Here is a 24,126-nt window from a genome sequence, read left to right on the forward strand (position 1 = left end):
GTCGCTGGTTCCGTGGTACGCCTGCACCGGCCACCCCGCCGGGTCGCGGTGCTCTCGGTGCACACGTCGCCGCTCGAGCAGCCGGGCACGGGCGACGCGGGCGGCATGAACGTCTACATCACGCAGACCGCGACCCGCATGGCTCGCCGCGGCATCTCCGTCGAGGTGTTCACCAGGGCCACCTCCTCCGACCTGCCCCCGGTCGCCGAGCTCGCGCCGGGCGTGCTGGTCCGGCATGTGCACGCCGGGCCGTTCGAGGGGCTCGGCAAGGACGAGCTGCCGGCCCAGCTGTGCGCGTTCACCGCGGGCGTGCTGCGGGCGGAGGCCTTCCACGAGCCGGGCTACTACGACCTCGTGCACTCGCACTACTGGCTCTCCGGCCAGGTCGGCTGGCTCGCCCGGGACCGCTGGGGCGTGCCGCTGGTGTTCTCCGCGCACACGCTCGCCAAGGTCAAGAACCTCGCGCTGGCCTCCGGCGACACCCCCGAGCCGCGCACCCGCGTGATCGGCGAGCAGCAGGTCGTCGACCAGGCCGACCAGCTCATCGCCAACACGCCGGTCGAGGCCGGCCAGCTCGTCGACCTCTACGCCGCGGCGCCCGGCAAGGTCAACACCGTGGCGCCGGGCGTCGACCTGGACCTCTTCGCGCCCGGCGACCGGGCCGCCGCGCGCGCCGCGCTCGGCATCCGGCCGGACGCCGTCGTGCTCGCTTTCGTGGGCCGCATCCAGCCGCTGAAGGCGCCGGACGTGTTGCTGCGGGCGGCGGCCGAGCTGCTGGCCCGCGGGGGCGTGTCCCGCGAGCGGCTGGTGGTCGTGGTGGCCGGCGGGCCGTCCGGCACGGGCCTGGACGCGCCGACGTCGCTGCAGGAGCTGGCCGGTGCGCTCGGCATCGCGGACGTGGTCCGGTTCCTGCCGCCACGCCAGGGGGCGGAGCTGGTCGACGTGTACCGGGCGGCCGACGTCGTCGCGGTGCCCAGTCACAACGAGTCGTTCGGCCTCGTCGCGCTCGAGGCGCAGGCGTGCGGGACGCCGGTCGTGGCGGCCGCCGTCGGCGGGCTTCCGGTCGCCGTCGCGGACCGGTCGTCCGGTTTCCTCGTGCGCGGCCACGAGCCGGCCGCCTGGGCCGACGCCCTCGCCCGCGTCGCGCTCGACCCCGTGCTGCGCGCCCGGCTCGCCGCGAACGCCGTCGGACACGCGCGCGGCTTCTCCTGGGACCGCACGACCGACGAGCTGGTGGCAGGCTATGTCGAGGCCGCCGGCGCGTTCCGGCGCGCGGTCTTCGACACTGGGGTGGCGGTGTGACGGACCTGGACGCGGTGATCTCCTCGACGCTCGACGAGCGCGAGCTGACCTACGACCACCCCGGGCCCGGCCGGTTCTTCGTGACCCTGCCGGGGACGAAGAAGCTGCAGACCAACTGCTGGCTGCAGGTCGGCGAGCACGCGATGGTCGTCGAGGCGTTCGTGTGCCGGCGGCCCGACGAGGCGCACGAGGCCGTGTACCGCTTCCTGCTGCAGCGCAACGCGAAGCTCTACGGCGTGCACTACACGATCGACCAGGTCGGCGACATCTACCTGGTCGGCCGCGTGGGCCTGCCGGCGATCACCGCGGACGAGCTGGACCGGGTGCTGGGCCAGGTCGTCGAGGCGGCCGACGGTGACTTCAACACGCTGCTGGAGATCGGCTTCGCCTCGTCGATCCAGCGCGAGTACGAGTGGCGAGTCTCGCGCGGCGAATCCGTGGCGAACCTAAAAGCCTTCAAACACCTACTGACCCCAAGCAACCCCGACGTCTTGGACTGAGCAACGCAACCTCAGGGACCGTGACGCCACCCAGCTTCAACCAACCGCCAAACCGGCACCGCCCGCTGGAACGCAACGGACACTTTGAATTCCGGGGAGAGGCGGGCCGGGGGCGGCTCGAGCGAGGGGGGAGTCGCGATCTCGAGCCGCCCCGCGTGGGTTTCCCGCCGCGTCGGAGCCCTGAGGCGGGGGGCACCCTGGGATTCCGGGCGGGCGCGGCTCGGCAGGGGAGACGAGCCGCTCTGCTGCCCTCTCGGATCAGGGAGTGCGTGGGAGCTGATCCGGTCGGGCGCTGTCAACCTGTCAGAAGTCGGCCGGTTACACAAGGCCACGGCTCATCGCGCGTGCGGTTAATTGCATTCCGTAGGTAACGATTTGGCGACGAAGCAAGTTGGCGAGTCAACTATTCGTCTCCGTGCGCCTCGTCGCTGCCCTGAACGGGTGCCAACGTGCGGTGATGGCGAGTCTGGCAGGCTGGTGTCATGGCTGGATCGATGCGCCGGGGTGGCGCGACTCTCGGCCCCCTGATTCTGCTGCGCCACGGCGAGAGCGAGTGGAACGCGCTCAACCTCTTCACCGGCTGGGTCGACGTCGGCCTGTCGGAGAAGGGCGAGGCCGAGGCGCGGCGCGGCGGCGAGCTGCTCGGTGAGCACGGCCTGCTGCCCGAGGTCGTGCACACGTCGCTGCTGCGCCGGGCGATCAGCACGGCGAACATCGCCCTGGACGTCGTGGACCGGCACTGGATCCCGGTGCGCCGGGACTGGCGGCTGAACGAGCGGCACTACGGCGCGCTGCAGGGCAAGAACAAGAAGCAGACGCGCGAGCAGTACGGCGAGGACCAGTTCAAGCTCTGGCGCCGCTCCTACGACGTGCCGCCGCCGCCGATCGAGCGGGGCAGCGAGTTCAGCCAGGACGCGGACGCGCGGTACATCGAGGTCGGCGCCAACACCGTGCTGACCGAGTGCCTGAAGGACGTGGTCGGGCGCCTGCTGCCGTACTGGGAGTCGGACATAGTCCCCGACCTGCGCGCCGGCCGGACGGTGCTGATCGCCGCGCACGGGAACTCGTTGCGCGCGCTGGTGAAGTACCTGGACCGCATCACGGACGACGCCATCTCGGGGCTCAACATCCCGACGGGCATCCCGCTGCGCTACGACCTGACGCAGGACCTGCAACCGGTCAAGCCGGGCGGCGAGTACCTCGACCAGGAGGCCGCGGAACGGGCCATGGAGGCGGTGGCCAACCAGGGCCGCCAGTAGCGGAAAGGCAGGCCGCGCACCCGAACGGAAGAGTGAGCCCGCCGGTGGGCCTGCCGTCAGACGAGGCCCAGCTCCCGCGCCCGGACCCCGGCCTGGAACCGCGACTCCGCGCCGAGCGCGGCCATCAGCTCGGCGACCCGACGCCGGTAGGTGCGCACGCCCAGCCCGAGCGCACGCGCCGCCGACTCGTCCTTCCCGCCCGATGCCAACAGCTCCAGGACCCGCGGCGCGAGCATGCGCAGCTCGGTCAGTTCGGCGTCGTACACCGCGAGCTCCACCGAGGACCGCCACGCCACCTCGAACAGCGACGCCACACCCTGCACGACCTCCGGCCGCGACACGACGCTGTACGAGCGCCGGCCCGCGGAAAGGTCGCCGGCGAGGATCACCACCCGGCGGTCGAGGATGATCGTCTCGTTGACGTCGTCCCGGGTGATCCGGATGTCCGCACCCGCGTCGCGCAGGGTCGCCAGGTGCTGGGCAGTCGACGGGTTCAGCAGCACACCCGGCCGGTAGAGCTTGCGCACCCGCACGCCCGCCCGGTGGTGCTCGGCCACGCCCTCGGCGATCTCCGGCCGCGGCCGGGTCGCGGCCCAGGTGTTGAGGTCGTTCGCCGCGCAGGCGACGTCGCTCGCCGCCGCGAACAGGTGCGCGGTGCGGGCGAACAGCTCTTCCTCGCCGCGCACGATCGCGACCTCGGCCGTCTCCATGCCGCCAGTCTGCCCCCATCGCGAACGGGTAACCGGTATCGGCAACAAGTTGCCAAGCCCGGCGAGATGATCGCCCGGGCACAACGCTGGAGGCATGAAACCAACCTGCCAACCGCACCCAAGGGGAACGGGACGCAACCCAGCCACCGGTACGCGCCGAACCGCCGCGTACCGACTCAAGGCGACCACGAGGGTGGATTCCGGAGAGGCGGAACAGTCATGACCACGGAAACGATCACCGCGGCCGCCGCGGGGACCTGGCGCCTCGGCGACCGCACCGTCAACCGGCTCGGCTACGGCGCCATGCGGATCATGGCCAAGGCCGACGGCACGCCGAGCGACCGGGACACCGTCATCGCCGTGCTGCGCCGGGCCGTCGACCTCGGCGTCAACCACATCGACACCGCCGCGTTCTACTTCTCCGCCCTCCGCTCGGCCAACGAGCTGATCAACACCGCGCTCGCGCCGTACCCGGACGACCTCGTGATCACCACCAAGGTCGGCCCCGGCCGCGGCCCGTCCGGCGAGTGGCTGCCGGCCGCCCGGCCCGAGCAGCTGCGCGGTCAGGTCGAGGAGAACCTGCGCCAGCTCGGCCGCGACCATCTCGATGTCGTCAACCTGCGCATCGGCGCCGCGCTCGAGCGTGGGGAGGGCTCGCTCGCCGACCGGTTCGGCGCGCTCGCGGAGCTGCGCGAGGCCGGCCTCATCCGCCACCTCGGCCTCTCCAACGTCGGCGCCGAGCACCTCGCGGAGGCCATGACGATCGCGCCGGTCGTGTGCGTGCAGAACAAGTACTCGCTCACCACCGCGCGCGAGGACGACACCCTGATCACGCTCTGTGCCGAGCACGGCGTGGCCTTCGTGCCGTTCTTCGCGATCGCCGGCGGTGGCAACGTCAGCGGTGCGCCGAGCAAGCGCGAGCAGACCGACCGCGACCGGGCCGCCGCCGCGGCCGCCGAGCAGGTCGCGCGCGAGCACGGGGTTACCCCGGCGCAGGTCCGGCTGGCGTGGACGCTGCACAAGGGAGCGAACGTGCTGGCCATCCCCGGCACGGGCAACCTCGAGCACCTCGAGCAGAACGTCGCCGCGGGCGCGTTGCGGCTCACCGACGACGATCTTGCCCGGTTGGACACGATCGGGTGAACGGGAGACGACGCCGGAACGAACATCACCGCCGGCGACGTCACGAGCGTCACTCCGGGCCGCGCCGGACTGGTCCGTACCGCACCTGACCTGCTTACGATTCGGTCGTGGCCGACTTGGTCTGGATCGTGCCGGCGCTGCTCGCCGGTCTCGTCGTGGGCTTTCTGGCCGGCCGGGCCCGCCGCCCGCCGGCCGCCCCGGCGCCCTCCGGGCCGAGCGTCTCCGTCCTCGTCCAGCGGCTCATGCGGTCCTCGCACAACGCGATCGTGATCCTCAACGAGTTCGGCGACGTCGTGCTGCACAACTCGCGCGCGATCGAGCTCGGCGTGGTCCGCAACCGCCGCGTGGACGCCGACACCAAGAAGGCCGCCGCGCAGGTCAAGGAGACCGGCGAGCCGGTGGAGATCGAGCTCTCGCGCGCCCAGCGCGTCGGGCTCGGCCGCGGCCCGGAGGCGGTACGCGGCGAGATCCGCCCGCTCGGCGACGGCTTCATGGCCATCGACGCGGCCGACGAGTCCGAAGCCGTCCGCCTCGAGGCCACCCGCCGCGACTTCGTAGCCAACGTCAGCCACGAGCTCAAGACCCCGGTCGGCGCGATGGCCCTGCTCGCCGAGGCCGTGCTCGACTCCGCCGACGACCCAGGGTCGGTCCGCCGGTTCACCGGCAAGATCCTCCACGAGGCGACCCGGCTCGGCACGCTCGTCACCGAGCTCATCGCGCTCTCCCGGCTGCAGGGCGCCGAGCGGCTGCCCGAGCTGAACGCCGTCGACGTCGACGCCGTCGTGCGCGACGCGCTCAGCCGAGCGCAGCCGAGCCAGGACACGACCGGGATCGCGATCGCCACCGACCAGGACAGCCGCCTGCTCGTCGAGGGCGACCGGACGCTGCTCGTCACCGCGCTCGCGAACCTGCTGGAGAACGCGGTCGCCTACTCGCCGCCCGGGAGCCCCGTGTCGATCAGCCGCCGCCAGGTCGGCGAGTTCGTCGAGATCGCGGTCACCGACCGCGGCATCGGGATCCCCGAGGACGAGCAGCAGCGCGTCTTCGAGCGGTTCTACCGCCTCGACAAGGCGCGCTCGCGGGCCACCGGGGGGACCGGGCTCGGGCTCGCGATCGTCAAGCACGTCGCCGCCAACCACGGCGGCGAGGTGAGGCTCTGGAGCCGGCCGGGCACCGGCTCCACGTTCACGCTGCGCATTCCCGCCCACGCCGGTTCGCCATCGGGTGAGAAACCCGCCCGTTCGCCGACCGCACCTCAGGGGAACGCGACGCGCCCCAGCCACAGGAAACAGACCAAACCGCCGGCAACACCTGCCGACGTGACCGAACGTGAGAACTCCGGGGAGGCGGCATTGTGACTAGGGTGCTGATCGTCGAGGACGAGGAGTCCTTCGCGGACCCGCTCGCGTTCCTCCTCCGCAGGGAGGGTTTCACCGCCGCCGTTGCGAACACCGGGCAGCAGGCGCTCGAGGAGTTCGACCGCAACGGCGCCGACATCGTGCTGCTCGACCTCATGCTTCCCGGCATGAGCGGCACGGACGTCTGCAAGGCGCTGCGCCAGCGCTCGAGCGTCCCGGTGATCATGGTGACCGCCCGGGACAGCGAGATCGACAAGGTCGTCGGCCTCGAGATCGGCGCCGACGACTACGTGACCAAGCCCTACTCCGCCCGCGAGCTGATCGCCCGGGTCCGCGCGGTGCTTCGCCGCGGCGGCGAGCCGGGCGACGGTGAGCTGTTACCGCAGGTGCTCGCCGCCGGGCCGGTGCGGATGGACGTCGAGCGGCACGTCGTGACCGTCGCCGGCGGCGAGATCCCGCTGCCGCTGAAGGAGTTCGACCTGCTCGAGTACCTGCTGCGCAACGTCGGCCGGGTGCTCACCCGCGGGCAGCTGATCGACCGGGTCTGGGGCGCGGACTACGTCGGTGACACCAAGACCCTCGACGTCCACGTGAAGCGGCTGCGGTCCAAGATCGAGCCGGACCCGGCTTCGCCCCGGCACCTGGTTACCGTGCGTGGACTCGGGTACAAGTTCGAATCGTGAAGAAGTTCTTCCCGAGTCGCGACCGGCCTGTAACCTAGCGCCCCGTGCGCCTAGGGGTCCTGGACGTCGGTTCCAACACCGTCCACCTGCTGGTCGTGGACGCGCATCGCGGCGCGCACCCGATGCCGGCCAGGTCGGAGAAGACCGTGCTGCGCCTCGCCGAGCGCCTCAACCCGGACGGCCGGCTCTCCGCCGAGGGCGCCGACGACCTCGTACGGACGGTGGCCGAGGCCAAGCGGTCGGCGGCGAAGCTCGGCTGCGAGGACCTCATGGCGTTCGCCACCTCCGCGGTCCGCGACGCCGACAACGCGGGCGAGGTGCTCGACCGGGTGTACGAGGAGACCGGCGTCGAGCTGCGGGTCCTGAGCGGCGCCGCCGAGGCCCGGCTGACCTTCCTCGCCGCCCGCCGCTGGTACGGCTGGTCGGCCGGCAACCTGCTCGTCGTCGACATCGGCGGCGGCTCGCTGGAGCTCGCCATGGGCGTGGACGAGGAGCCCGACTTCGCGCGTTCGGTCCCGCTGGGCGCCGGGCGGCTGACCCGTGAGCGGTTCTCGAGCGACCCGCCCAGCCGCGAGGAGGTCGAACAGACCCGCGACTGGCTGGCCGACGAGATCGCCCCGGTCGCGAAGAAGATCGCCAAACAGGGCGAACCGGACCGCGTCGTGGCGACCTCGAAGACGTTCCGCTCGCTCGCCCGGCTCAGCGGCGCGGCCCCCTCCTCGGCCGGCCCCCGGGTGCGCCGGGTGCTCACCGAACCCGGGTTGCGCCAGCTCATCGCGTTCATCTCGCGGATGTCCGCCGCCGACCTCGCCGAGTTGGAGGGCGTGAGCTCGAGCCGCGCGCACCAGCTGGTGGCGGGCGCCCTCGTGGCACACGCGACGATGCTCGCGCTGTCGCGCCCGGAACTCGAGATCTGCCCCTGGGCGCTGCGGGAAGGTGTCATCCTTCGACGGCTGGATCAGACCGATGGCGAGGATTCGTGATGCTTGGCGAATGCCACACTGGCCCAGCATTCATAATGTTGGTTGGCAACTCGACGGCGCGCGTCCGCGCGCCGCGTAAGGAGCGCACCGGCGCTGGACGGATCGACCGGGGCCGGGCACGGTGGAGTCAATGAGTCACGAAGGCGGCGGACCAGAGCCGACTCAGCGCACGGTCGCTGAGCTGCTGGCCAAGTACGGCGCGGAGACCGGTGAACGGGCCCCGCGCCGTCGTCGGCGTCGTGCCGACGACCCGAGTGACACGGGCGCCCAGGCGATCATCGACCGGGTCAACCAGGAGAGCGGCGAGATGCCGGTCATCCGCGACGACATGCCACCGCCGTCCCGCACCTCGCACCGGCACCGCTCGGAGTCCGGCTATCACCGGCCCGTCGAGCCGCCGCCGCGCCGCCGCCAGCCACCCCCGCCCCCACCCCCACAGCCGCCCCGCCAGCAGCCGTCCCAGCCGCTTCGGCACCCCTCGCAGCAGCTGCAGCGGCCGACCCCCCGGCGCCAGCCCGGCCCGCCGCCGGGCGATCGGTCCGGCCAGTACCCCGCGCCCGGCGACCGTTCGGGTCGCTACCCGGCGCCCGGCGATCGATCCGGCCAGTACCCGGCGCCCGGGGAGCGGTCCGGCCAGTACCCCGCGCCCGGCGACCGCTCCGGGCAGTACCCGCGGCCGAGCGGCCCGCCGTCGGGCCCGCAGCGCGCGCTCGAGGGCGGCCCGCCGACGCAGGCGATCCCGCCGGCATCCGGGCCGCCGTCCGGCCCGCAGCAGCTGCCACCCGGCCCGCCGACGCGGTCGATGCCCCCGCCCGTCGGGCCGCCGTCGATGCCGCAGATGCCGGCGGTCGGCAAGCCGCGCGACGACCGCTCCGGCCCGCCGCCGCGCCAGCAGCCGTCCCAGCCGCTGCAGCACCCCTCGAAGCCGCTGCCCAAACCGCAGATCTCCCAGCAGCTCCCGGTCCCCCCGCGGGTGCCGCCGAACGGCCAGCCGCCCGGCCAGCGCACCGGCGGCCCGTCGCTGCAGGCACGCCTCGACGGCGCGGAGGCGCCGCCCGGGCCGCCGCTCCCGCCGGGGCCGCCTCGTGAGCCGATGACCGAGGAGATGCCGCGGTATCCCTCGCACCCCGCGATGGAGCCGGTCGCCGACCCGCGCCGGCCCGGGCCCGACCGCCCGGTCGGCCCGGCGAGCCGCGGCCGGCTGCAGCCCGCGGCGTTCCCCAAGCGCCCGGAGCCCGAGGACGACTACCGCGGCGGCCGCTTCGACCGCGAGCGCGACGACCGGTACGACCGCGTGGACGTGCTGGACGACGAGCCCGACTTCGACGAGCTCGACGCGGACGAGGACCTCGACGAGGACGACGAGCTCAGTGACGCCTCGCCGCTGCGCGAGTGGCTGATCATGGCCGGCCAGCTCGCGGTCGGCGTGCTCGCCGGCGGTGCGGTGTGGCTCGGGTTCAACTGGCTGTGGGGCGCGCTGCCGCAGGCCGCGCTGGTCCTCGCGCTGCTCGTGATCGCCGGCATGGTGCTGATCGTGCGGAAGATCAGGCGCGCGGAGGACCTCCAGACGACGGTGTTCGCCGTGCTCGTCGGCCTGCTGGCCACGGTCTCACCCGTCGTCTTGCTACTCGTGAACAAGTAGGGCCGGTGGCCTCCGGCGGTGGGCACGTGCCCGGCATGCGGATCGGGGCGTCGACGGCATCGGTCTGGCCGCAGTCCGCCACGACCGCCTTCGAGCTGGCCGCCGAGCTCGGCTACGACGGCGTCGAGGTCATGGTCTGGGCCGACCCGATCAGCCAAGAGCCCGCCGCGCTGCGCCGCCGCTCGCGGCAGACCGGGATGCCCGTGCTCGCCGTGCACGCGCCCTGCCTGCTGATCACCCAGCGGGTCTGGTCCCCGCGGCCGGAGGAGCGGCTGCGCCGGTCGGTCGAGGCCGCGCAGGAGCTCGACGCGCCGACCGTCGTCATCCACCCGCCGTTCCGCTGGCAGCGCCGCTATGCCGAGGGCTTCGCCGACCTCGTCGCCTCGCTCGAGGAGACAAGCGGGGTGGCGATCGCGGTCGAGAACATGTTCCCCGTGCGCCGCTTCGGCAGCGAGGTCTCCGCGTTCCACCCGTCCATCGATCCGACCGACGTCGGCTACGCCAACTACACGCTCGACCTGTCGCACACCGCGGCCGCCGAGGCCGACGCGCTCGCGCTGGCCAAGCGGATGGGCACCGCGCTCACCCACGTGCACCTCGCCGACGGCACGGGCGCGCCCCGCGACGAGCACCTCGTGCCCGGCCGCGGTGGCCAGCCGTGCGCCGAGGTGTGCGAATTCCTCGCAACCGCCGGTTTCGCCGGTCAGGTCGTGGTAGAGATCAACACACGGCGCGCTCGCGGGCAGGTGGATCGCGCGAGGGACCTCGCCGAGGCCCTCCTGTTCGCCCGGCTGCATCTCGGTCAATAACCGCCGACCGACCGCAGACGGCCGGAGGCCGTGCACCGTAGAGTCTCGCTGCGAGGCACTCGTCGGATGGGGCGGCGTGTCCGTGTGCGTGGAATGGGAGCGTTCGTGAACCCGCTACGTAGCTTGATCCTGGCCGCGGCCGGCAACGACGTGATCCGTCGGGTCGTCGCGACCGCACCGGTGAGCCGGGACGTGGTGCGCCGGTTCGTGGCCGGCGAGACGACGGCCGACGCGATCGGCGTGACACGCAGACTCGTCGACGCCGGACTCACGGTGACGCTGGACTATCTCGGCGAGGACACCACCGACGAGGCCCTCGCCGAGCAGACCGTGCGTGCGTACGAGGAACTGCTCGACGCGCTCGAGGCGGCCGGCCTGGCCTCGCGCGCGGAGGTCAGCGTGAAGCTGTCCGCCGTGGGCCAGCTGCTGGACGAGAACCTGGCGTTGCGCAACGCCGGCCGGATCTGCGCCGCGGCCGAGCGGGTCGGCACGACCGTCACGCTCGACATGGAGGATCACACCACCACCGACTCCACGCTGCGCGTGCTCGCCGAGCTGCGCGGCACGTGGCCGTGGGTCGGCGCGGTGCTGCAGTCCTACCTGCGCCGCACCGAGGAGGACTGCGTGCGGCTCGCCGGCGCGGGTTCGCGGGTGCGGCTGTGCAAGGGCGCGTACGCCGAGCCGGCCGAGGTGGCCTTCCCCGACGCGCTGGACGTGGACCGCAGCTACGTGCGCTGCGTCAACGTCCTGCTCGCCGGTGACGGCTACCCGATGTTCGCCACGCACGACCCGCGGCTCGTGCCGATCGTCGACGCCAGGGCGGAGTTCCACGGCCGCAAACCCGGCAGCTTCGAGTACCAGATGCTGTACGGGATCCGGCCGGAGGAGCAGCGCCGGCTCGCCGCGCTCGGGCACACCGTGCGGGTGTACGTGCCGTACGGCGTGCAGTGGTACGGGTACCTGATGCGGCGGCTGGCCGAGCGGCCCGCGAACACCGCGTTCTTCTTGCGTGCGTTGACCTCCCGCACATGACGCGGCTTGTCCGACGCGGTCCGATCAAGCTCCACCACGACGTGGCAAGGTAATAATCATGAGCAGTTTTGCGGGGCAGGCCGACGCCCGGGGAGGCCCGGGATCCGCTGTCGGACCCTTCGCCTCGGCATCGAGGGTCCGCTCGCTCGGAGACGGCACCTTCACCGCTGAGCTCGGCAACGCGTGGACCGTCGGCGGCAAGCCGCACGGCGGGTTCCTGCTCGCCGTGCTCGCCCGGGCCGCGGTCGCCGCGGCGGGCTCGTCCTCGCCGATGGCCGACCCGCTCGCGGTCAGCGCGCAGTTCCTCCGCCCACCGGAGGTCGGCCCGGTGCTGCTGCGCACGGACGTGCGCAAGTCCGGCCGCCAGGCCACGATCGTGTCTGTCCACTTGGAACAGCGAGGTCAGTCGTGCGTGGAGGGCGTGGTGACGACCGGCCGGCTGCCGCGGGAGCGGGCGGTCTGGTCGGACCTGCCCAACCAGCCGGCGGAGCCGCCGGGGAACTCGGTCGACCTGGCCTCGCTGCCGATGGCGTCGGTGTTCCGGCTGACCCAGACCTGCGACGTGCGCATCGACCCGAACGGCGCCGGCTTCCTGCACGGGCACACCACCGATCCGCCGCGGCTGCGCCTGTGGGTGCGCCCGCGCGGCGAGCAGGTGGACCCGCTGTTCGCGTTGGTGGCGGGCGACATCTCGATGCCGGTGACGTTCAACCTGGGCCGCTTCGGCTGGAGCCCGACGGTGCAGCTGACCGCGCTGCTGCGGTCGCGTCCGGCGCCGGGCTGGCTGCGCGTGCAGGTCGACTGCAAGGCGGTGCACGGCCCGTGGTTCGACGCCGACGCGACGGTCGTCGACTCGACGGGCCGGCTCGTCTGCCAGTGCCGCCAGCTCGCGCTGTCGGCGAAGGCCTAGCGTTTGTGCCGCTTCGGGCGTTGCCGCTTGCGCCGCGGGTGATGCTGCTGCCCGCGGGGTGCGGCGGGTGGCACGCGTGACTTGCGGTACGAGCGGTAGACCGTCGCCGCCACGGCCATCACGAGGACGACACCGATGGCCCAGATCAGGATGATTCCCATCCGGCGGAGGCTAGGCAGCGGGCAGGTCGCCGGCATCGCCCGAAACCGGTGGGGTCAGCGCGGCTCGCCCGCGTGCAGCCGGTCGACGTAGTCCTTCGCCGCCGCCAGGCCCATGCCGGTGGCGGCACGCAGCTCCTTGATCGCCTGGATCCGCCGGCCCGCGGCGAGGAGGCCGCGCAGGCGCTCGACGACCTCGGGTGCAGGCTGGGTCGCGGGCGGCCGCGATCTCGCCGTCCGCCCGCGCCGGATGAGGTCCGCGACGACGGCGACGGCGAGCACGGCGTAGAGCGCGATCTGCAGCGCGACGGGCATGCCGGAAAACGGTAGCGGAGTCGTGGGAGGCTGGTGCGCATGACGAGTGCGGAGAAGCCGGCCATCGCGGTGCTGGGGGCCGGCAAGATCGGCGAGGCGTTGCTGTCCGGCCTGCTCACCGGCGGCCGGCGACCGGACGAGCTCATGTTCACCGAGCGGCACCCGGAACGGGCCACCGAGCTGACCACCCGCTACGGCGTCCGCGCCGTCGACGTGGCCACCGCCGCCAAGGAGGCGGGCGTGCTGGTCGTCGCGGTCAAGCCGCAGGACATCGAGCCGCTGCTGGACGAGCTCGCGCCGGCCGCGAGCGAGGCGACCCTCGTCGTCTCGCTGTGCGCGGGGCTGCCGACCTCGCTCTACGAGCGGCGGCTGCCCGCCGGCGTGCCGGTCGTGCGGGTCATGCCGAACACGCCGATGATCGTCGGCGAGGCGATGAGCGCGATCTCGCCGGGCCGCTATGCCACGGGCGTGCACCTGGCCACCGTCGAGCACGTGCTGTCGGCAGTCGGCCAGGTCGTGCGGGTGCCCGAGTCGCAGCAGGACGCGGTCACGGCGCTGTCGGGGTCCGGGCCGGCCTACTTCTTCTTCCTCGTCGAGGCCATGATCGACGCCGGCATCCTGCTCGGGCTGCCGCGCGCGGTGTCCGAGAAGCTGATCATCCAGTCCGCGGTCGGCGCGGCCGCCATGCTCGCCCGGACGGGAGAGCATCCGGTGACCCTGCGCGAGGCGGTCACCTCGCCGGCCGGCACGACCATCATGGCCATCCGCGAGCTGGAGAAACACGGTGTGCGGGCGGCGCTGCTGGCCGCGATCGAGGCCGCCCGGGACCGGTCCGAGGAGCTGGGCCGCGCGCATGACGAGGACTGACCAACCGGCGGCCGGTCGGCGTAAATTTCGTCCACGCCGTCGCATCAGTCACACCAGTCCCGCTACTCTCGTCTGAAGCACGTGCGTGTCGACACCGTCGGTGGGGAAGCCGAACGGCGCGACGCGTGCCGAAGGACGCGGTGAACATGTCGGCGAAGAAGAACGAACCGGAACATCCAGGCCTGTCCGAGGTGCGGTTCCTGACCGTCGCCGAGGTGGCCACGGTGATGCGGGTGTCCAAGATGACCGTGTACCGGCTGGTGCACAACGGCGAGCTGCCCGCGGTCCGGGTCGGCAAGTCGTTCCGGGTACCCGAGCAGGCCGTCAACGACTACCTGCGCGGCGCCTACTTCGACGCGGGCTGAGACCACAGGGCGGAGCCGGTGACCGGCGCGCGGTGACGTGCGGGTAACCTGGACGACCGTTGTGCCTGGTTCCATGCGCACGTCCGTGACCTTGCGGGTCGAGTGGTCGTAGCCGTCCAGGCAAGATCGACCACCGACTACAGCGAGGGGTCCACATGGGCTCGGTCATCAAGAAGCGCCGTAAGCGCATGTCGAAGAAGAAGCACCGCAAGCTGCTGCGCAAGACGCGTGTCCAGCGTCGCAAGCTGAAGAAGTAACGCCGTCCGCGCGCCGTCCCGGATGCCGCCGAACGAGTGAACATCCGGGATGTATGCGTGTGACCTGCGTTAATTACAGGTAGCCACCGACAAATCGATCACGATTTGGCTGTACAGTCGCGCGGGGTCCGCCACTGTGCCGCCGGGCCGTTCTCCTGCAAGTGATCGATTTCATCGGAGTCGCATGGCGCCCAACGTCGTCCTCGTGACCGGGGTCGCGGATCAGCTGGGTGGCTCGCTCGCCGCCAGGCTCGCGGCCAATCCCGACATCGACCGGGTGCTGGGGGTGGACACCCGCCGGCCTGCCGGCCTGCCCGCGCGGGTCGAGCACGTCGCGGTCGACATCCGCGACCCGCGCATCGGCAAGGTGATCGACACCGCCAAGGTCGGCACCGTCGTGCACGCGGCACCTCGCGCGAGCGTCGGCCCGCTGCGCTCGGTGATCAAGGAACGCAACGTCATCGGCACGATGCAGCTGCTCGCGGCGTGCCAGCGCGCGCCGCGGGTGCGCAAGCTCGTGGTCAAGTCGACCGCCGAGGTGTACGGCGCGAGCGCCACCGCGCCCGCGGTGTTCACCGAGCAGGACCCGGTCGCCGCCGGCCGCGACCGCGAGCCGGCGGAGATCGAGGCGTACGTGCGCGGGTTCGCCCGCCGCCGCCCGGACGTCACGACGACGACCGTGCGGCTGGCCGAGCTGATCGGCCCCGGCGTGGACACCGAGCTGGCCCGGTACTTCCGGCTGCCGGTCATCCCGACCGTGCTGGGCTTCGACGCGCGGGTGCAGCTGCTGCACCCGCAGGACGCGCTCGAGGTGCTCGAGCGGGCGGTGCTGCGGGACGTGCCGGGAGTGTTCAACGTGGGTGGTGACGGCGTGATCCTGCTGTCGCAGGCGATCCGGCGGGCCGGGCGGGTCCCGCTGCCGATGCTGCGCGCGGTGATCCCCGCCGCGGCGCGGCTGGTGCGTGGCGCCAAGCCGGTGCACTTCTCACCGGACCTCGCCCGGCTGATCAACTACGGCCGGGTGATCGACACGACGCGGCTGAAGACGACGTTCGGCTACACGCCGAGGTGGTCGACCGCGCAGGCATTCGAGGACTACGTGCGGACGTCCCGCCAGGAGGTGACCGCATGAGCGGCCACACCGCCGAGGTCATCCCGCTTCCCCGCCGCGCACTCGACGGCGCGGTGCACCGGCGTCCGCAGGCCGTGCCCGGCCCGCCGGCACCGGTGATCGAGTTGCGGCCCCAGCGGGCCGAGCGCCCGGGTTTCCTTGCGGGGGCGGCAAGCTTCCTGCGGCACCGGCTGTCCGGCGAATACCAGGTGGACGAGTTCGGCTTCGACCCGGAGCTCACCGACGTGCTGATGCCGCCGCTGCGCGCGGTGTACGACAAGTGGTTCCGCGTCGAGGTGACCGGCTCGCTGCCGGCGGGCACGGGCGCGCTGGTGGTGGCCAACCACTCGGGCACGCTGCCGTGGGACGCACTGATGACGTCCATCGCCGTGCACGACAACCACCCGGAGGGCAGGCACCTGCGGATGCTGGGCGCGGACCTGGTGTTCCGGCTTCCCGTGCTGGCCAGCCTGGCCCGCAAGACCGGCACGACGCTCGCCTGCTCGGCGGACGCCCAGCGCCTGCTGGCCGCGGGCGAGGTGGTCGGCGTGTGGCCGGAGGGCTTCAAGGGCATCGGCAAGCCGTTCCGCGACCGGTACCGCCTGCAGCGCTTCGGGCGTGGTGGCTTCGTCGTGTCGGCGCTGCGGGCCGGGGTGCCGATCATTCCGTGCTCGATCGTGGGCGCGGAGGAGATCTACCCGAAGATCGCCGACATCCGGCCGCTGGCCCGCCTGCTCGGGCTGCCGTACTTCCCGGTGACGCCGTTGTTCCCGGTGCTGGGCCCGCTGGGCGCGATCCCCCTGCCCACCAAGTGGACCATCGACTTCGGCGAGCCGATCAGGACGGACCGCGCGGCGCCCGACGCGGACCAGGATCACGGGTTCGTGCTGGAGATCGCGGACCACGTTCGGGAGACCATCCAGGCCAACCTGAACCGGATGGTGGCCGCGCGCGACTCGGTGTTCCGCGGCTGACTCGCCTTCTAGACCAGGCGATCTCTCCTGCGGTAGGCCAGACCCGCCGCTACCGCGCCGGCCACCGCGCCCGCGCCCAGCACCGATGGGACGCCGATCTTCGCGGCCTTCCTGCCCGTCCGGAAGTCGCGGATCTCCCAGCCCCGCCTCCGTGCCGTCTCCCGCAGCGAACCGTCGGGATTGACCGCCACCGCCGTCCCCACCACCGACAGCATCGGGACGTCGTTCGCCGAGTCCGAGTAGGCCGTGCAGCGGCGGAGGTTCAGGCCCTCCCGTGCGGCCAGCGCGCGGACCGCATGTGCCTTGGCCGGGCCGTGGAGCATCTCGCCGACCAGCCTGCCCGTGTAGACGCCGTTCTCGCTCTCCAGGACCGTGCCCAGGGCGCCCGTCAGGCCCAGCCGGCGGGCGATGATCGTCGCCAGGTCCACCGGGGTGGCCGTTACCAGCCACACTCGCTGGCCGGCGTCCAGGTGCATCTGCGCCAGCGCCCGCGTGCCCGGCCAGATCTTGTCCGCCATCAGCTCGTCGTAGATCTCCTCGCCGTGCGCCATCAGGTCCTCGACGGAGTGACCGGCCACAAAGGACAGACCGGACTCGCGGGCGCTGCGGATGCCGTCGTGGGTCTCGCGGCCACCGACGCGGAACATGATCTGCTGGAAGGCGAAACGCGCGAGGTCGGAGCTGGTGAAGAACTTCCGGGCGGCCATCCCGCGGGCGAAGTGGAAGATCGACGCGCCCATCATCATCGTGTTGTCGACGTCGAAGAACGCGGCGGCGGTCAGGTCCACCGGCGGCGCCGGACGGGGCTCGAGCGCCACCGCCGCTTCGGCCGAGGCCTCCCCGGCGAGCGTGGCGAGCTGCTCTAGCTCCGGCTCCTTGTCACGGCCCCGCCACAGGGACACGGCATCGCCTCCGGGGTGTTCGGCCACCTGCACTCCACTCACAGCGTAGCGATGGCCCCCGACACGCCTGACGAGGTCACTTGCCGATGCTGATACCTGGCAGCCCGGGCACCAGCGGCGGCACCGACACGCCCGGCAGCGGCAGCGGCACGTTGATCGACGGGTCGTTCGGCGGCGGGTTCGTGCCCGTCTGGTCCGTCGACGGCTCCTCCGATGCGGGCGGCGGCACGACCGTGCGCGCGACCCCCGGCAACGGCGGCAGCGAGCCCGTCGGCCGGGCGTTCGGCTGCTGCTGGCCACCCGACGGCGGCACGGTCGGCTGGACCGAACCGTCGGTGCCGTTCGAGCCGCCCGGCGCGTTCGGGTCCGGGCGCGAGCCGGACGGCTTGTCGCAGGCGCCCGACGCCGGCAGCGCACCGACGTCGTCGGACGAGCCGGAGGTGAGCTGGTAGCAGTCCAGGCGCTTCGACAGCGCCGACGCCCGCGTCGCGATCTTGTCCAGCAGCGCCAGCGAGGCCGCGTCGCGGTTGCGGGCGGCCGAGGGCAGCAGCGCCGACACCGCGGTGAGCCGCGAGCTCTGCTGCGACGCCCACGCGCTCAGCGAGTCGAGCTGGCTGCCGTCGGTGCTCGTGGCCAGCGCGATGAGCTCGCGCGAGCCGGCCGCGGCGTCGTTGTCGAAGTCGGCCAGGGCGGTCAGGTAGCCGCCGACCGGCGCCGAGCTCCGGTCGGGGTAGCGCCGGGCGAGCGTCTCGATCTCGCCGACCCGTGCGCTGGCGAACTCGAGGTGCTTGAGCGCCTTGCCCTGGTCGCCGAAGGTCAGGCCCAGCTCGGCCGCCTCGGCAGTGCGCTTCACGCCGTAGAGGGCGTCACCGGGCAGCGCGTCGCGGGCGAGCAGGAGGCTCATGCCCGTCAGGGACCCGACCAGTGCGAGCACGGCCACCGCCGCGACCGCGAACCGGCCGCGGGCCCCGGACACCGCTCGCGCCGGTTCCCGAGCGGGCCGGCCGGATCTGTCGGACCGGTCGGTGGCGTCGGGCCTGTTCTTCGGGCCGCGCGGCCCCCGACGTGTCCGCGCGGCTCGCCCGAGCGCGGTCGGCCGCACCCGGGACGTCGTCGTGGTCCTGCCCGAAGCCGGTCCGGCCGACTCGTCGGCGGACAACTCCGGCAGGCCGGCGACGATCCGCTCGCGGATACGCGAACGTTCCGCGGCCGTCGGCGCCGTCAGCGGGCCGAGTCGAGCCAGGGCCGACACGACGGTGCGGTCGTGCTCGGTGCCTGGCCGATCAGGTCCCCTGTCCACATCGTGCTCCGTGTTCGTCCTGGAACCGAATCCAGGATCTGGTCTGATGAACGAGCCCGGGAGGGGCGGGTTACGGCCCCACACCGGCGAGTTTGCCTCGCTTTCCCTACTGCCTAACGCAACTCCGGCGGTAGCAACTGGGCGAGTCTGCGCACCGCGCGATGCTGCAGCGCCTTCACCGCGCCCTCGTTGCGCGCCATCACCTTCGCCGTCTCCGCCACCGACAGTCCCTGCAGGAACCGCAGGACGATGCATTCCCGCTGGTCGTCGCCGAGCTGGCCGACGCATTCCAGCAGCGCGGTGCGGGTGAGGGTCGAGAGAACCTGCTGCTCGGGCCCCGAGTCCGCCGGCTTCGAGTCGTCGACCTCGGCGGTGGCCACCTCGAGGCGGAACCGGCTGGACTTCACGTGGTCCAGCACCAGGTTCCGCGCGATCGTGACGAACCAGGCCCCGACGTCGCGGCCCTGGTAGCTCACCGACTCGATGCGCCGCAGCGCCCGCAGGAAGGTCTCGCTCGTGACGTCCTCGGCGAGCTCCCGGTCCCCGACCCGGAACAGCACGTACCGGAACACCACGTCCACGTAACGGTCGTAGAGCTGCGCGAACGCGGACCGGTCCCCGGCCTGCGCGGCGTGCACGAGATCCCACGAGCCACCCGGTTCCTCGACTCCGGGCGTCGTCGCCCCGGCTGCGTCCCGCTGAGCTGGGCGCACCGACGGCATGGGTCTCTCCCTCGTGAGTTTCCGACCAGCCGCACCGCCGATCGGAGACCTGAGCAGCATACGTGTTGTTACTTCGTAGTAGGTACTGGATCTCCGTTGAGACTTGCCGGGTCGTCAACCATGACGCAAGTGAGTCGTGCCACACTGCGTAAACGTTGCGTAATCGTCTTGTCCTGGTGGTTTGCTACGGGGCGTTGTCAGACTTTCTCCGGAAGTGAGGGTGCCATGGCCGACGCGCGGACCGGCAATGTGGCCGACCTGGTCACCGAGGCCGCCTCGCGCGCGCCGGGTCATCTCGCATTCGTCGACCATGCCAGTGGCCGGCGCGTGAGCTGGCAGCAGGTCGAGTCCGCCGTCGACGCGTACGCCGCGGTCCTGCTGCAGGCCGGTCTCGTGCCCGGCGACCGGGTGGCGATCGTGCTGCCCACGAGCCCGGAGTTCGCGGTCGCGCTCTTCGCCGTGCTGCGGGCCGGCGGCATCGCGGTACCGCTCGGCACGCAGTCGCCCGCACCCGAGCTCGAACGCATCCTCGACGACAGCGGCGCCGCGATCCTGGTCGGCGAGCCGGCCGGGTCGGTGCCGACCGTGCTCGCCCCGCCCGACCTGGACGCCACGGCCGAGGTCCGGCTCACTGCCGACGGCCCGCGGGGTGGCGAGGACATCGCGGTCCTCTGCTACACGTCGGGCACCGCGGGCGTGCCGCGCGGCGTGATGCTGTCCCATCGCGCGCTGCTGTCCAACGTCGAGCAGTGCGCCGCGCTCAAGCCCGCCCCGGTCAACTCGACCGACCGCGTGCTGCTCGTCGTCCCGCTCTTCCACGCCTACGGCCTCGGCCCGGGCTTGCTCCAGGTCGCGGCGGCCGGTGCGACCGCCGTGCTGATGGAGACGTTCGGCGTCGACCGGGCGCTCGCCGCGTGCACGGAGCACCGGGTGACCGCGCTCGTCGGCGTGCCCGCGATGTACCAGGCGTTCGCCGCGCAGCCGGCCGACCGGCTCGCCGAGGCGATGTCCTCGGTCCGGCTGCTGACCTCCGGTGCCGCGCCGCTCGCCCCGGCGGTGCTGGGCGCGATCAAGCAGGCCACCGGCCTGCCGGTCTTCGAGGGCTACGGGCTCACCGAGACCGGTCCGGTGCTGACCTCGACGCTCGTCGGCGGGTTCGCCAAGCCCGGCTCGGTCGGCCGGCCGGTGCCCGGGGTGGAGCTCATGCTGGTCGACTCCGACGGCCGCCCGGTCGGCGGCGTGGCGGACCCGGACGAAGAGGCCTGGTTCGACGAGAGCGAGTCGGAGACCGGCCGGGTCGCCGCGCGGGGGCCGAACCTGTTCAGCGGCTACTGGCCAGACGGCGCGCACGGCCCGGACGCCGACGGCTGGTTTCGCACCGGCGACGTCGGCTACCTCGACGCGGACGGCGACCTGCGGCTCGTCGACCGGGCGAACGACCTGATCATCGTCAACGGGTTCAACGTCTACCCGAACGAGATCGAGCGGGTTCTCGACGAGCTGGCCGGGGTGCGCGAGGCGGCCGCGGTCGGCGTGCCGGACGAGCGGACGGGCGAGTACGTGAAGGCCGTGCTCGTGCTGGAGCCGGGCGCGTCGCTGACCGAGGACGCGGTCCGCGAGCACTGCGCGGAGCGGCTGGCGCGGTTCAAGGTGCCGCGGACGGTGGAGTTCGTCGGCGAGCTGCCGTACTCGGTGACCGGCAAGGTCCGGCGGGCGAGCCTGCGCGGGTAGCTTCTCCGGCATGGTGACCGTCGTTTCGCGGGCGGGCTGCCACCTGTGCGAGGTGGCCGAGGCCGACGTGGCCCGCATCTGCGGCGAGCTGGGCGTCGAGTGGACCGTGACCGACGTCGACGCCGACCCCGACCTGCGCGCCGAGTACGGCGACCGCGTCCCGGTGATCCTCATCGACGACCGCGAGCACGGTTACTGGCGCGTGGAGGAGGACCGCTTCCGGGCGGCGCTCGCGGGCAGGTAATCCATCCGTAAGCACATTCGCCTTGAACCCCGCGGGCCGTGGCGTCGAATGTGGAGATGTGCAACTCGACACGCGTACGTCGACGCCGGTGGCCGAGCCCGGGGCGCCGCTCGGCCGGGGGCGGGCGATCGCCGTGGCGCTGCTGGCGTTGCTCGCGGCGCTCGCGGCCGGGCATCTGGTCGCCGGGTTCGTCGGGCCGCCCGCGTCGCCGTACGTCGCGGTCGGGAACTGGGTGCGGGACCTCTCGCCGCACCCGGTCGTCGAGTGGGCCAAGCGCACGTTCGGCACGGCCGACAAGACCGTCCTGTTCATCGGCGTCGCCGTCGTCATCCTCGGCTGCGTGGTGGTCGCCGGGCTCGTCTCGCGGCGCAAGGCGTGGCCGGGACAGGCGATCGCGGGTGCGCTCGGGGTGGTCGGGATCGCCGCCGTGCTCACCCGATCCGACCTCGGCCAGCTCGGCATCCTCGCGCCCGCCGTGAGCTTCCTGGTCGGCGTGTTCGGCTTCGGCTGGCTGCACCGCAAGGCGCTCGCCACCAACACCGGCACCTCGCAGGGCCGCCGCCAGTTCATCCGCGTGTCCACCGGCGTGCTCGTCGGCGCGGGCGTGCTCGGGCTCGCCGGCGAGCTCGTCGCCTCGCGCGTCGACGTCGAGAAGTCCCGCCGGCAGGTCGGCCGGCTGCGCGTGGCCGAGCCCGCGCCGCCGATCCCGAAGGACGCCGACTTCCCCGGCACGACGAGCTTCATCACGGACAACGCGGACTTCTACCGCATCGACACCGCGCTCACCGTGCCGCGGATGACCGCGGAGGGCTGGCACCTGCGCGTGCACGGCATGGTCGACCGCGAGCTCGAGCTGGGCTACGACGACATCCGCGACCGCAAGCTGATCGAGCGCCCGATCACGATGGCCTGCGTCTCCAACGACGTCGGCGGACCGCTCGTGTCCACCGCCAACTTCATCGGCATCCCGCTGCGCGACGTCCTCGACGAGGCCGGCGTGCACCGCGACGCCGACCAGCTGCTGTCCACGAGCGTCGACGGGTTCACCGCGGGCAGTCCCGTCGACACCGTGCTGGACCCCGAACGCGGCGCGCTGCTCGCGATCGGCATGAACGGCGAGCCGCTGCCGCAGGAGCACGGGTTCCCCGCGCGCCTGGTCGTGCCCGGGCTCTACGGCTACGTCTCCGCCACCAAGTGGCTGATCGAGCTGGAGCTCACGACGTTCGCCGCCCAGCAGGGCTACTGGATCCCGCGCGGCTGGTCCGCCCGCGGCCCGATCAAGACCGAGTCGCGCATCGACAACCCCCGTGACGGCGCGACCGTCGCCACCCGGCTCACCGTCGCCGGCGTCGCCTGGGCGCCGAGTGTGGGCATCGACAAGGTGGAGGTCGGCGTCGACGACCGCTGGCACGTCGCGGAGCTCGGCACCGAGGTGGACGTCAACACCTGGCGGATGTGGCGCGTCGACCTGGACCTGGCCCCGGGCGCGCACAAGATCGCCGTCCGCGCGACGGACCGGAAGGGCGAGACGCAGACGCCGGCCTACGCGCCGCCCGCGCCGAACGGGGCGACCGGCTGGCACACCGTCTCGGTCACGGCGAAGTAGGTCGCACCCCTCAACCTGTTCGCTATCGAGCCGTAGTACACATGGTGTAGGCCGACCCGACCCTGCCCCTGGCTAGCGACTTTGTGCATGCGTTCACAAGCGGCTACCGTTAACGCATCCCAGGGGCGCATCTGTCAAGGAGTATCAGCGTGGCGCAGCGTGGCCAGTCCGACGCAGCCGGTAGAACCCCACGGGCGCCAGCCGAGAACGCGACCGAGATCACCACGCCGATGCCGGCGATCGGCGGCAACGGCCTGCGCGACCGCGCGCGGGCCATCCCCGAGGCCGCCGTCGCGCGGCTCGCGGTCTACCTCCGCGTCCTGTCCGGCATGCGTGAGCAGGGCACGGGCAGCGTGTCCAGCGAGGAGCTGTCCGCCGCGGCCGGGGTCAACTCGGCGAAGCTGCGCAAGGACCTGTCCTACATCGGCTCGTACGGCACCCGCGGCGTGGGCTACGACGTCGAGGTCCTGATCGATCAGATCGAACGGGTTCTCGGTCTCACGCGTGAACAGAGTGTGGCAGTCGTCGGCATCGGTAACCTCGGACACGCGCTCGCCAACTACGGCGGGTTCCCCGGCCGAGGCTTCCCCGTGACCGCGTTGTTCGACGTCGACCCCGACCTGATGGGTGTGCCCGTCGGGGGGATCCCGGTCGACCACATCGACGACATCCCGAAGGTGTGCGCCGAGCGGGAGATCACGATCGGCGTGATCGCCACGCCGCCCGCCTCCGCGCAGGCCGTGTGCGACCGGCTGGTCCAGGCCGGCGTCGAGTGCATCCTCAACTTCGCCCCGGTCGTGCTGCAGGTGCCGGAGACCGTCGAGGTCCGCAAGGTGGACCTCGCGGTCGAGCTGCAGATCCTCTCCTTCCACGTCGCCCGCCGGGCGGACAGTGCCTCGGCCGCCGACGCCACCCCGGCGCCACGCGTCAACGGCGTGCCCAGGAACAGCGGGGTGGTGATGCCCCGATGAGTGTCATTGTGGTCGGGCTCTCGCACCGGTCCGCCGACCTGCGGGTGCTCGAGCGGGCCACGGTGCCGCCGGCCGAGATCGGCAAGATCCTCGACGAGCTGATGCGCTGCGACACCGTCGTCGAGGCGGCCCTGGCCTCCACGTGCAACCGCGTCGAGGTCTACGCGGTCGTGCAGGCCTTCCACGGCGGCCTCGCCGACATCGTGAGCGTCCTGGGCCGCCACTGCGGCCTCGACGCGAGCGAGCTCTACGAGCACCTCTACGTCCACTAC

At 72.5% G+C, this 24,126-nt stretch carries 26 protein-coding genes and 1 pseudogene; 21 read left to right on the forward strand and 6 right to left on the reverse strand.

Features of this window, described 5'->3' with window-relative positions:
• Positions 1 to 12 precede the first annotated feature (12 nt).
• From mshA to VH969_RS11530, 3 genes are all read left to right on the forward strand, one after another.
• Entirely contained in the window at positions 13 to 1,302 is a 1,290-nt protein-coding gene (gene mshA, locus VH969_RS11520; RefSeq protein ID WP_331973685.1) for a D-inositol-3-phosphate glycosyltransferase, read from the forward strand.
• Positions 1,299 to 1,802 (forward strand): type III secretion system chaperone family protein, encoded by a 504-nt coding sequence (locus tag VH969_RS11525; protein WP_331973686.1) that lies wholly within the window; start codon positions 1,299 to 1,301, stop codon positions 1,800 to 1,802. Before mshA ends, VH969_RS11525 begins: the two co-directional genes overlap by 4 nt.
• A gap of 482 nt (positions 1,803 to 2,284) precedes the next feature.
• The gene (locus VH969_RS11530) at positions 2,285 to 3,061 is read left to right on the forward strand and encodes a phosphoglyceromutase (protein WP_331973687.1); all 777 of its coding nucleotides are present in this window, start codon (positions 2,285 to 2,287) and stop codon (positions 3,059 to 3,061) included.
• 56 nt (positions 3,062 to 3,117) lie between these two features.
• Here VH969_RS11530 and VH969_RS11535 read toward each other — a convergent pair whose 3' ends face one another.
• On the reverse strand, positions 3,118 to 3,771 hold the full coding sequence (locus VH969_RS11535; RefSeq protein ID WP_331973688.1) for a DNA-binding response regulator: 654 nt from the start codon (positions 3,769 to 3,771) through the stop codon (positions 3,118 to 3,120).
• Between the two features lie 219 nt (positions 3,772 to 3,990).
• Between VH969_RS11535 and VH969_RS11540 the strand changes: the two genes are divergently transcribed.
• The 8 genes from VH969_RS11540 to VH969_RS11575 all read left to right on the forward strand — a co-directional run bounded on the left by VH969_RS11540 (position 3,991) and on the right by VH969_RS11575 (position 12,331).
• A complete protein-coding gene (locus tag VH969_RS11540) occupies positions 3,991 to 4,914 on the forward strand; it encodes an oxidoreductase (protein WP_331973689.1) in 924 nt (307 codons plus the stop codon).
• Between the two features lie 107 nt (positions 4,915 to 5,021).
• Positions 5,022 to 6,272: a sensor histidine kinase gene (locus VH969_RS11545; RefSeq protein WP_414638478.1), complete on the forward strand. Its 1,251-nt coding sequence runs from the start codon at positions 5,022 to 5,024 to the stop codon at positions 6,270 to 6,272.
• Positions 6,269 to 6,955, forward strand: coding sequence for a response regulator (locus tag VH969_RS11550; protein WP_331973690.1), 687 nt, complete (start codon positions 6,269 to 6,271; stop codon positions 6,953 to 6,955). Before VH969_RS11545 ends, VH969_RS11550 begins: the two co-directional genes overlap by 4 nt.
• A 44-nt stretch (positions 6,956 to 6,999) precedes the next feature.
• Positions 7,000 to 7,938: a Ppx/GppA family phosphatase gene (locus VH969_RS11555; protein ID WP_331973691.1), complete on the forward strand. Its 939-nt coding sequence runs from the start codon at positions 7,000 to 7,002 to the stop codon at positions 7,936 to 7,938.
• Positions 7,939 to 8,068: 130 nt separating this feature from the next.
• Entirely contained in the window at positions 8,069 to 9,580 is a 1,512-nt protein-coding gene (locus VH969_RS11560; protein ID WP_331973692.1) for an Rv0497 family membrane protein, read from the forward strand.
• 35 nt (positions 9,581 to 9,615) lie between these two features.
• Positions 9,616 to 10,389, forward strand: coding sequence for a sugar phosphate isomerase/epimerase family protein (locus VH969_RS11565; RefSeq protein WP_331973710.1), 774 nt, complete (start codon positions 9,616 to 9,618; stop codon positions 10,387 to 10,389).
• A gap of 105 nt (positions 10,390 to 10,494) precedes the next feature.
• The gene (locus VH969_RS11570; protein WP_331973693.1) at positions 10,495 to 11,421 is read left to right on the forward strand and encodes a proline dehydrogenase family protein; all 927 of its coding nucleotides are present in this window, start codon (positions 10,495 to 10,497) and stop codon (positions 11,419 to 11,421) included.
• Positions 11,422 to 11,479: 58 nt separating this feature from the next.
• Positions 11,480 to 12,331, forward strand: a complete 852-nt coding sequence (locus VH969_RS11575) for a thioesterase family protein (RefSeq protein ID WP_331973694.1) — start codon at positions 11,480 to 11,482, stop codon at positions 12,329 to 12,331.
• Here VH969_RS11575 and VH969_RS11580 read toward each other — a convergent pair.
• Both VH969_RS11580 and VH969_RS11585 read right to left on the reverse strand, forming a co-directional pair.
• A complete protein-coding gene (locus tag VH969_RS11580; protein ID WP_331973695.1) occupies positions 12,328 to 12,492 on the reverse strand; it encodes a hypothetical protein in 165 nt (54 codons plus the stop codon). The genes VH969_RS11575 and VH969_RS11580 overlap by 4 nt on opposite strands.
• A 54-nt stretch (positions 12,493 to 12,546) precedes the next feature.
• Complete coding sequence (locus tag VH969_RS11585) at positions 12,547 to 12,804, reverse strand: ribosomal protein L7/L12 (protein WP_331973696.1); 258 nt, start codon at positions 12,802 to 12,804, stop codon at positions 12,547 to 12,549.
• 39 nt (positions 12,805 to 12,843) lie between these two features.
• Here VH969_RS11585 and proC point away from each other — a divergent pair, with 39 nt between their 5' ends.
• The 5 genes from proC to VH969_RS11610 all read left to right on the forward strand — a co-directional run bounded on the left by proC (position 12,844) and on the right by VH969_RS11610 (position 16,378).
• Complete coding sequence (gene proC, locus VH969_RS11590) at positions 12,844 to 13,671, forward strand: pyrroline-5-carboxylate reductase (protein WP_331973697.1); 828 nt, start codon at positions 12,844 to 12,846, stop codon at positions 13,669 to 13,671.
• Positions 13,672 to 13,817: 146 nt separating this feature from the next.
• Positions 13,818 to 14,036 carry a helix-turn-helix domain-containing protein gene (locus tag VH969_RS11595; protein WP_331973711.1) on the forward strand — a complete coding sequence of 73 codons (219 nt, stop codon included), beginning with the start codon at positions 13,818 to 13,820 and terminating at the stop codon, positions 14,034 to 14,036.
• Positions 14,037 to 14,191: 155 nt separating this feature from the next.
• Positions 14,192 to 14,293, forward strand: coding sequence for a 30S ribosomal protein bS22 (locus VH969_RS11600; RefSeq protein WP_018684825.1), 102 nt, complete (start codon positions 14,192 to 14,194; stop codon positions 14,291 to 14,293).
• A gap of 184 nt (positions 14,294 to 14,477) precedes the next feature.
• The gene (locus tag VH969_RS11605; protein WP_331973698.1) at positions 14,478 to 15,425 is read left to right on the forward strand and encodes an NAD-dependent epimerase/dehydratase family protein; all 948 of its coding nucleotides are present in this window, start codon (positions 14,478 to 14,480) and stop codon (positions 15,423 to 15,425) included.
• A complete protein-coding gene (locus tag VH969_RS11610) occupies positions 15,422 to 16,378 on the forward strand; it encodes a lysophospholipid acyltransferase family protein (RefSeq protein ID WP_331973699.1) in 957 nt (318 codons plus the stop codon). The genes VH969_RS11605 and VH969_RS11610 overlap by 4 nt, the downstream gene beginning before the upstream one ends.
• A gap of 8 nt (positions 16,379 to 16,386) precedes the next feature.
• On the opposite strand, the gene VH969_RS11615 is transcribed toward VH969_RS11610, so the two are convergent.
• The 3 genes from VH969_RS11615 to VH969_RS11625 all read right to left on the reverse strand — a co-directional run bounded on the left by VH969_RS11615 (position 16,387) and on the right by VH969_RS11625 (position 19,302).
• Complete coding sequence (locus VH969_RS11615) at positions 16,387 to 17,280, reverse strand: HAD family hydrolase (RefSeq protein WP_331973700.1); 894 nt, start codon at positions 17,278 to 17,280, stop codon at positions 16,387 to 16,389.
• A gap of 76 nt (positions 17,281 to 17,356) precedes the next feature.
• Positions 17,357 to 18,580, reverse strand: a complete 1,224-nt coding sequence (locus VH969_RS11620) for a DUF5667 domain-containing protein (protein WP_331973701.1) — start codon at positions 18,578 to 18,580, stop codon at positions 17,357 to 17,359.
• Between the two features lie 113 nt (positions 18,581 to 18,693).
• Positions 18,694 to 19,302: a sigma-70 family RNA polymerase sigma factor gene (locus VH969_RS11625; protein WP_331973702.1), complete on the reverse strand. Its 609-nt coding sequence runs from the start codon at positions 19,300 to 19,302 to the stop codon at positions 18,694 to 18,696.
• A gap of 225 nt (positions 19,303 to 19,527) precedes the next feature.
• Between VH969_RS11625 and VH969_RS11630 the strand changes: the two genes are divergently transcribed.
• The 5 genes and pseudogenes from VH969_RS11630 to VH969_RS11650 form a co-directional block, all read left to right on the forward strand.
• On the forward strand, positions 19,528 to 21,033 hold the full coding sequence (locus VH969_RS11630) for an AMP-binding protein (protein WP_331973703.1): 1,506 nt from the start codon (positions 19,528 to 19,530) through the stop codon (positions 21,031 to 21,033).
• Positions 21,034 to 21,043: 10 nt separating this feature from the next.
• Positions 21,044 to 21,277, forward strand: a complete 234-nt coding sequence (locus VH969_RS11635; RefSeq protein WP_331973704.1) for a glutaredoxin family protein — start codon at positions 21,044 to 21,046, stop codon at positions 21,275 to 21,277.
• 58 nt (positions 21,278 to 21,335) lie between these two features.
• Positions 21,336 to 22,883 carry a molybdopterin-dependent oxidoreductase gene (locus VH969_RS11640; protein WP_331973705.1) on the forward strand — a complete coding sequence of 516 codons (1,548 nt, stop codon included), beginning with the start codon at positions 21,336 to 21,338 and terminating at the stop codon, positions 22,881 to 22,883.
• Positions 22,884 to 23,026: 143 nt separating this feature from the next.
• Positions 23,027 to 23,854, forward strand: a complete 828-nt coding sequence (locus VH969_RS11645; protein WP_414638479.1) for a redox-sensing transcriptional repressor Rex — start codon at positions 23,027 to 23,029, stop codon at positions 23,852 to 23,854.
• Positions 23,851 to 24,126 (forward strand): annotated as a pseudogene (locus VH969_RS11650) (glutamyl-tRNA reductase); the annotation flags it as partial. The gene VH969_RS11645 and the pseudogene VH969_RS11650, both read left to right, overlap by 4 nt.

Origin of the sequence: Actinophytocola sp. (genome assembly GCF_036555685.1) — a bacterium.
In the GTDB taxonomy this organism is placed as follows: Bacteria; Actinomycetota; Actinomycetes; order Mycobacteriales; family Pseudonocardiaceae; genus Actinophytocola.

Excerpts from the sequence above, each read along its gene's own strand:
- VH969_RS11530 (WP_331973687.1), top strand. The coding sequence starts at position 2,285 with ATGGCTGGATCGATGCGCCGGGGTGGCGCGACTCTCGGCCCCCTGATT.
- VH969_RS11535 (WP_331973688.1), bottom strand. The coding sequence starts at position 3,771 with ATGGAGACGGCCGAGGTCGCGATCGTGCGCGGCGAGGAAGAGCTGTTC.
- VH969_RS11540 (WP_331973689.1), top strand. The coding sequence starts at position 3,991 with ATGACCACGGAAACGATCACCGCGGCCGCCGCGGGGACCTGGCGCCTC.
- VH969_RS11560 (WP_331973692.1), top strand. The coding sequence starts at position 8,069 with ATGAGTCACGAAGGCGGCGGACCAGAGCCGACTCAGCGCACGGTCGCT.
- VH969_RS11565 (WP_331973710.1), top strand. The coding sequence starts at position 9,616 with ATGCGGATCGGGGCGTCGACGGCATCGGTCTGGCCGCAGTCCGCCACG.
- VH969_RS11575 (WP_331973694.1), top strand. The coding sequence starts at position 11,480 with ATGAGCAGTTTTGCGGGGCAGGCCGACGCCCGGGGAGGCCCGGGATCC.
- VH969_RS11580 (WP_331973695.1), bottom strand. The coding sequence starts at position 12,492 with ATGGGAATCATCCTGATCTGGGCCATCGGTGTCGTCCTCGTGATGGCC.
- VH969_RS11585 (WP_331973696.1), bottom strand. The coding sequence starts at position 12,804 with ATGCCCGTCGCGCTGCAGATCGCGCTCTACGCCGTGCTCGCCGTCGCC.
- proC (WP_331973697.1), top strand. The coding sequence starts at position 12,844 with ATGACGAGTGCGGAGAAGCCGGCCATCGCGGTGCTGGGGGCCGGCAAG.
- VH969_RS11595 (WP_331973711.1), top strand. The coding sequence starts at position 13,818 with ATGTCGGCGAAGAAGAACGAACCGGAACATCCAGGCCTGTCCGAGGTG.
- VH969_RS11600 (WP_018684825.1), top strand. The coding sequence starts at position 14,192 with ATGGGCTCGGTCATCAAGAAGCGCCGTAAGCGCATGTCGAAGAAGAAG.
- VH969_RS11605 (WP_331973698.1), top strand. The coding sequence starts at position 14,478 with ATGGCGCCCAACGTCGTCCTCGTGACCGGGGTCGCGGATCAGCTGGGT.
- VH969_RS11610 (WP_331973699.1), top strand. The coding sequence starts at position 15,422 with ATGAGCGGCCACACCGCCGAGGTCATCCCGCTTCCCCGCCGCGCACTC.
- VH969_RS11625 (WP_331973702.1), bottom strand. The coding sequence starts at position 19,302 with ATGCCGTCGGTGCGCCCAGCTCAGCGGGACGCAGCCGGGGCGACGACG.
- VH969_RS11630 (WP_331973703.1), top strand. The coding sequence starts at position 19,528 with ATGGCCGACGCGCGGACCGGCAATGTGGCCGACCTGGTCACCGAGGCC.
- VH969_RS11635 (WP_331973704.1), top strand. The coding sequence starts at position 21,044 with ATGGTGACCGTCGTTTCGCGGGCGGGCTGCCACCTGTGCGAGGTGGCC.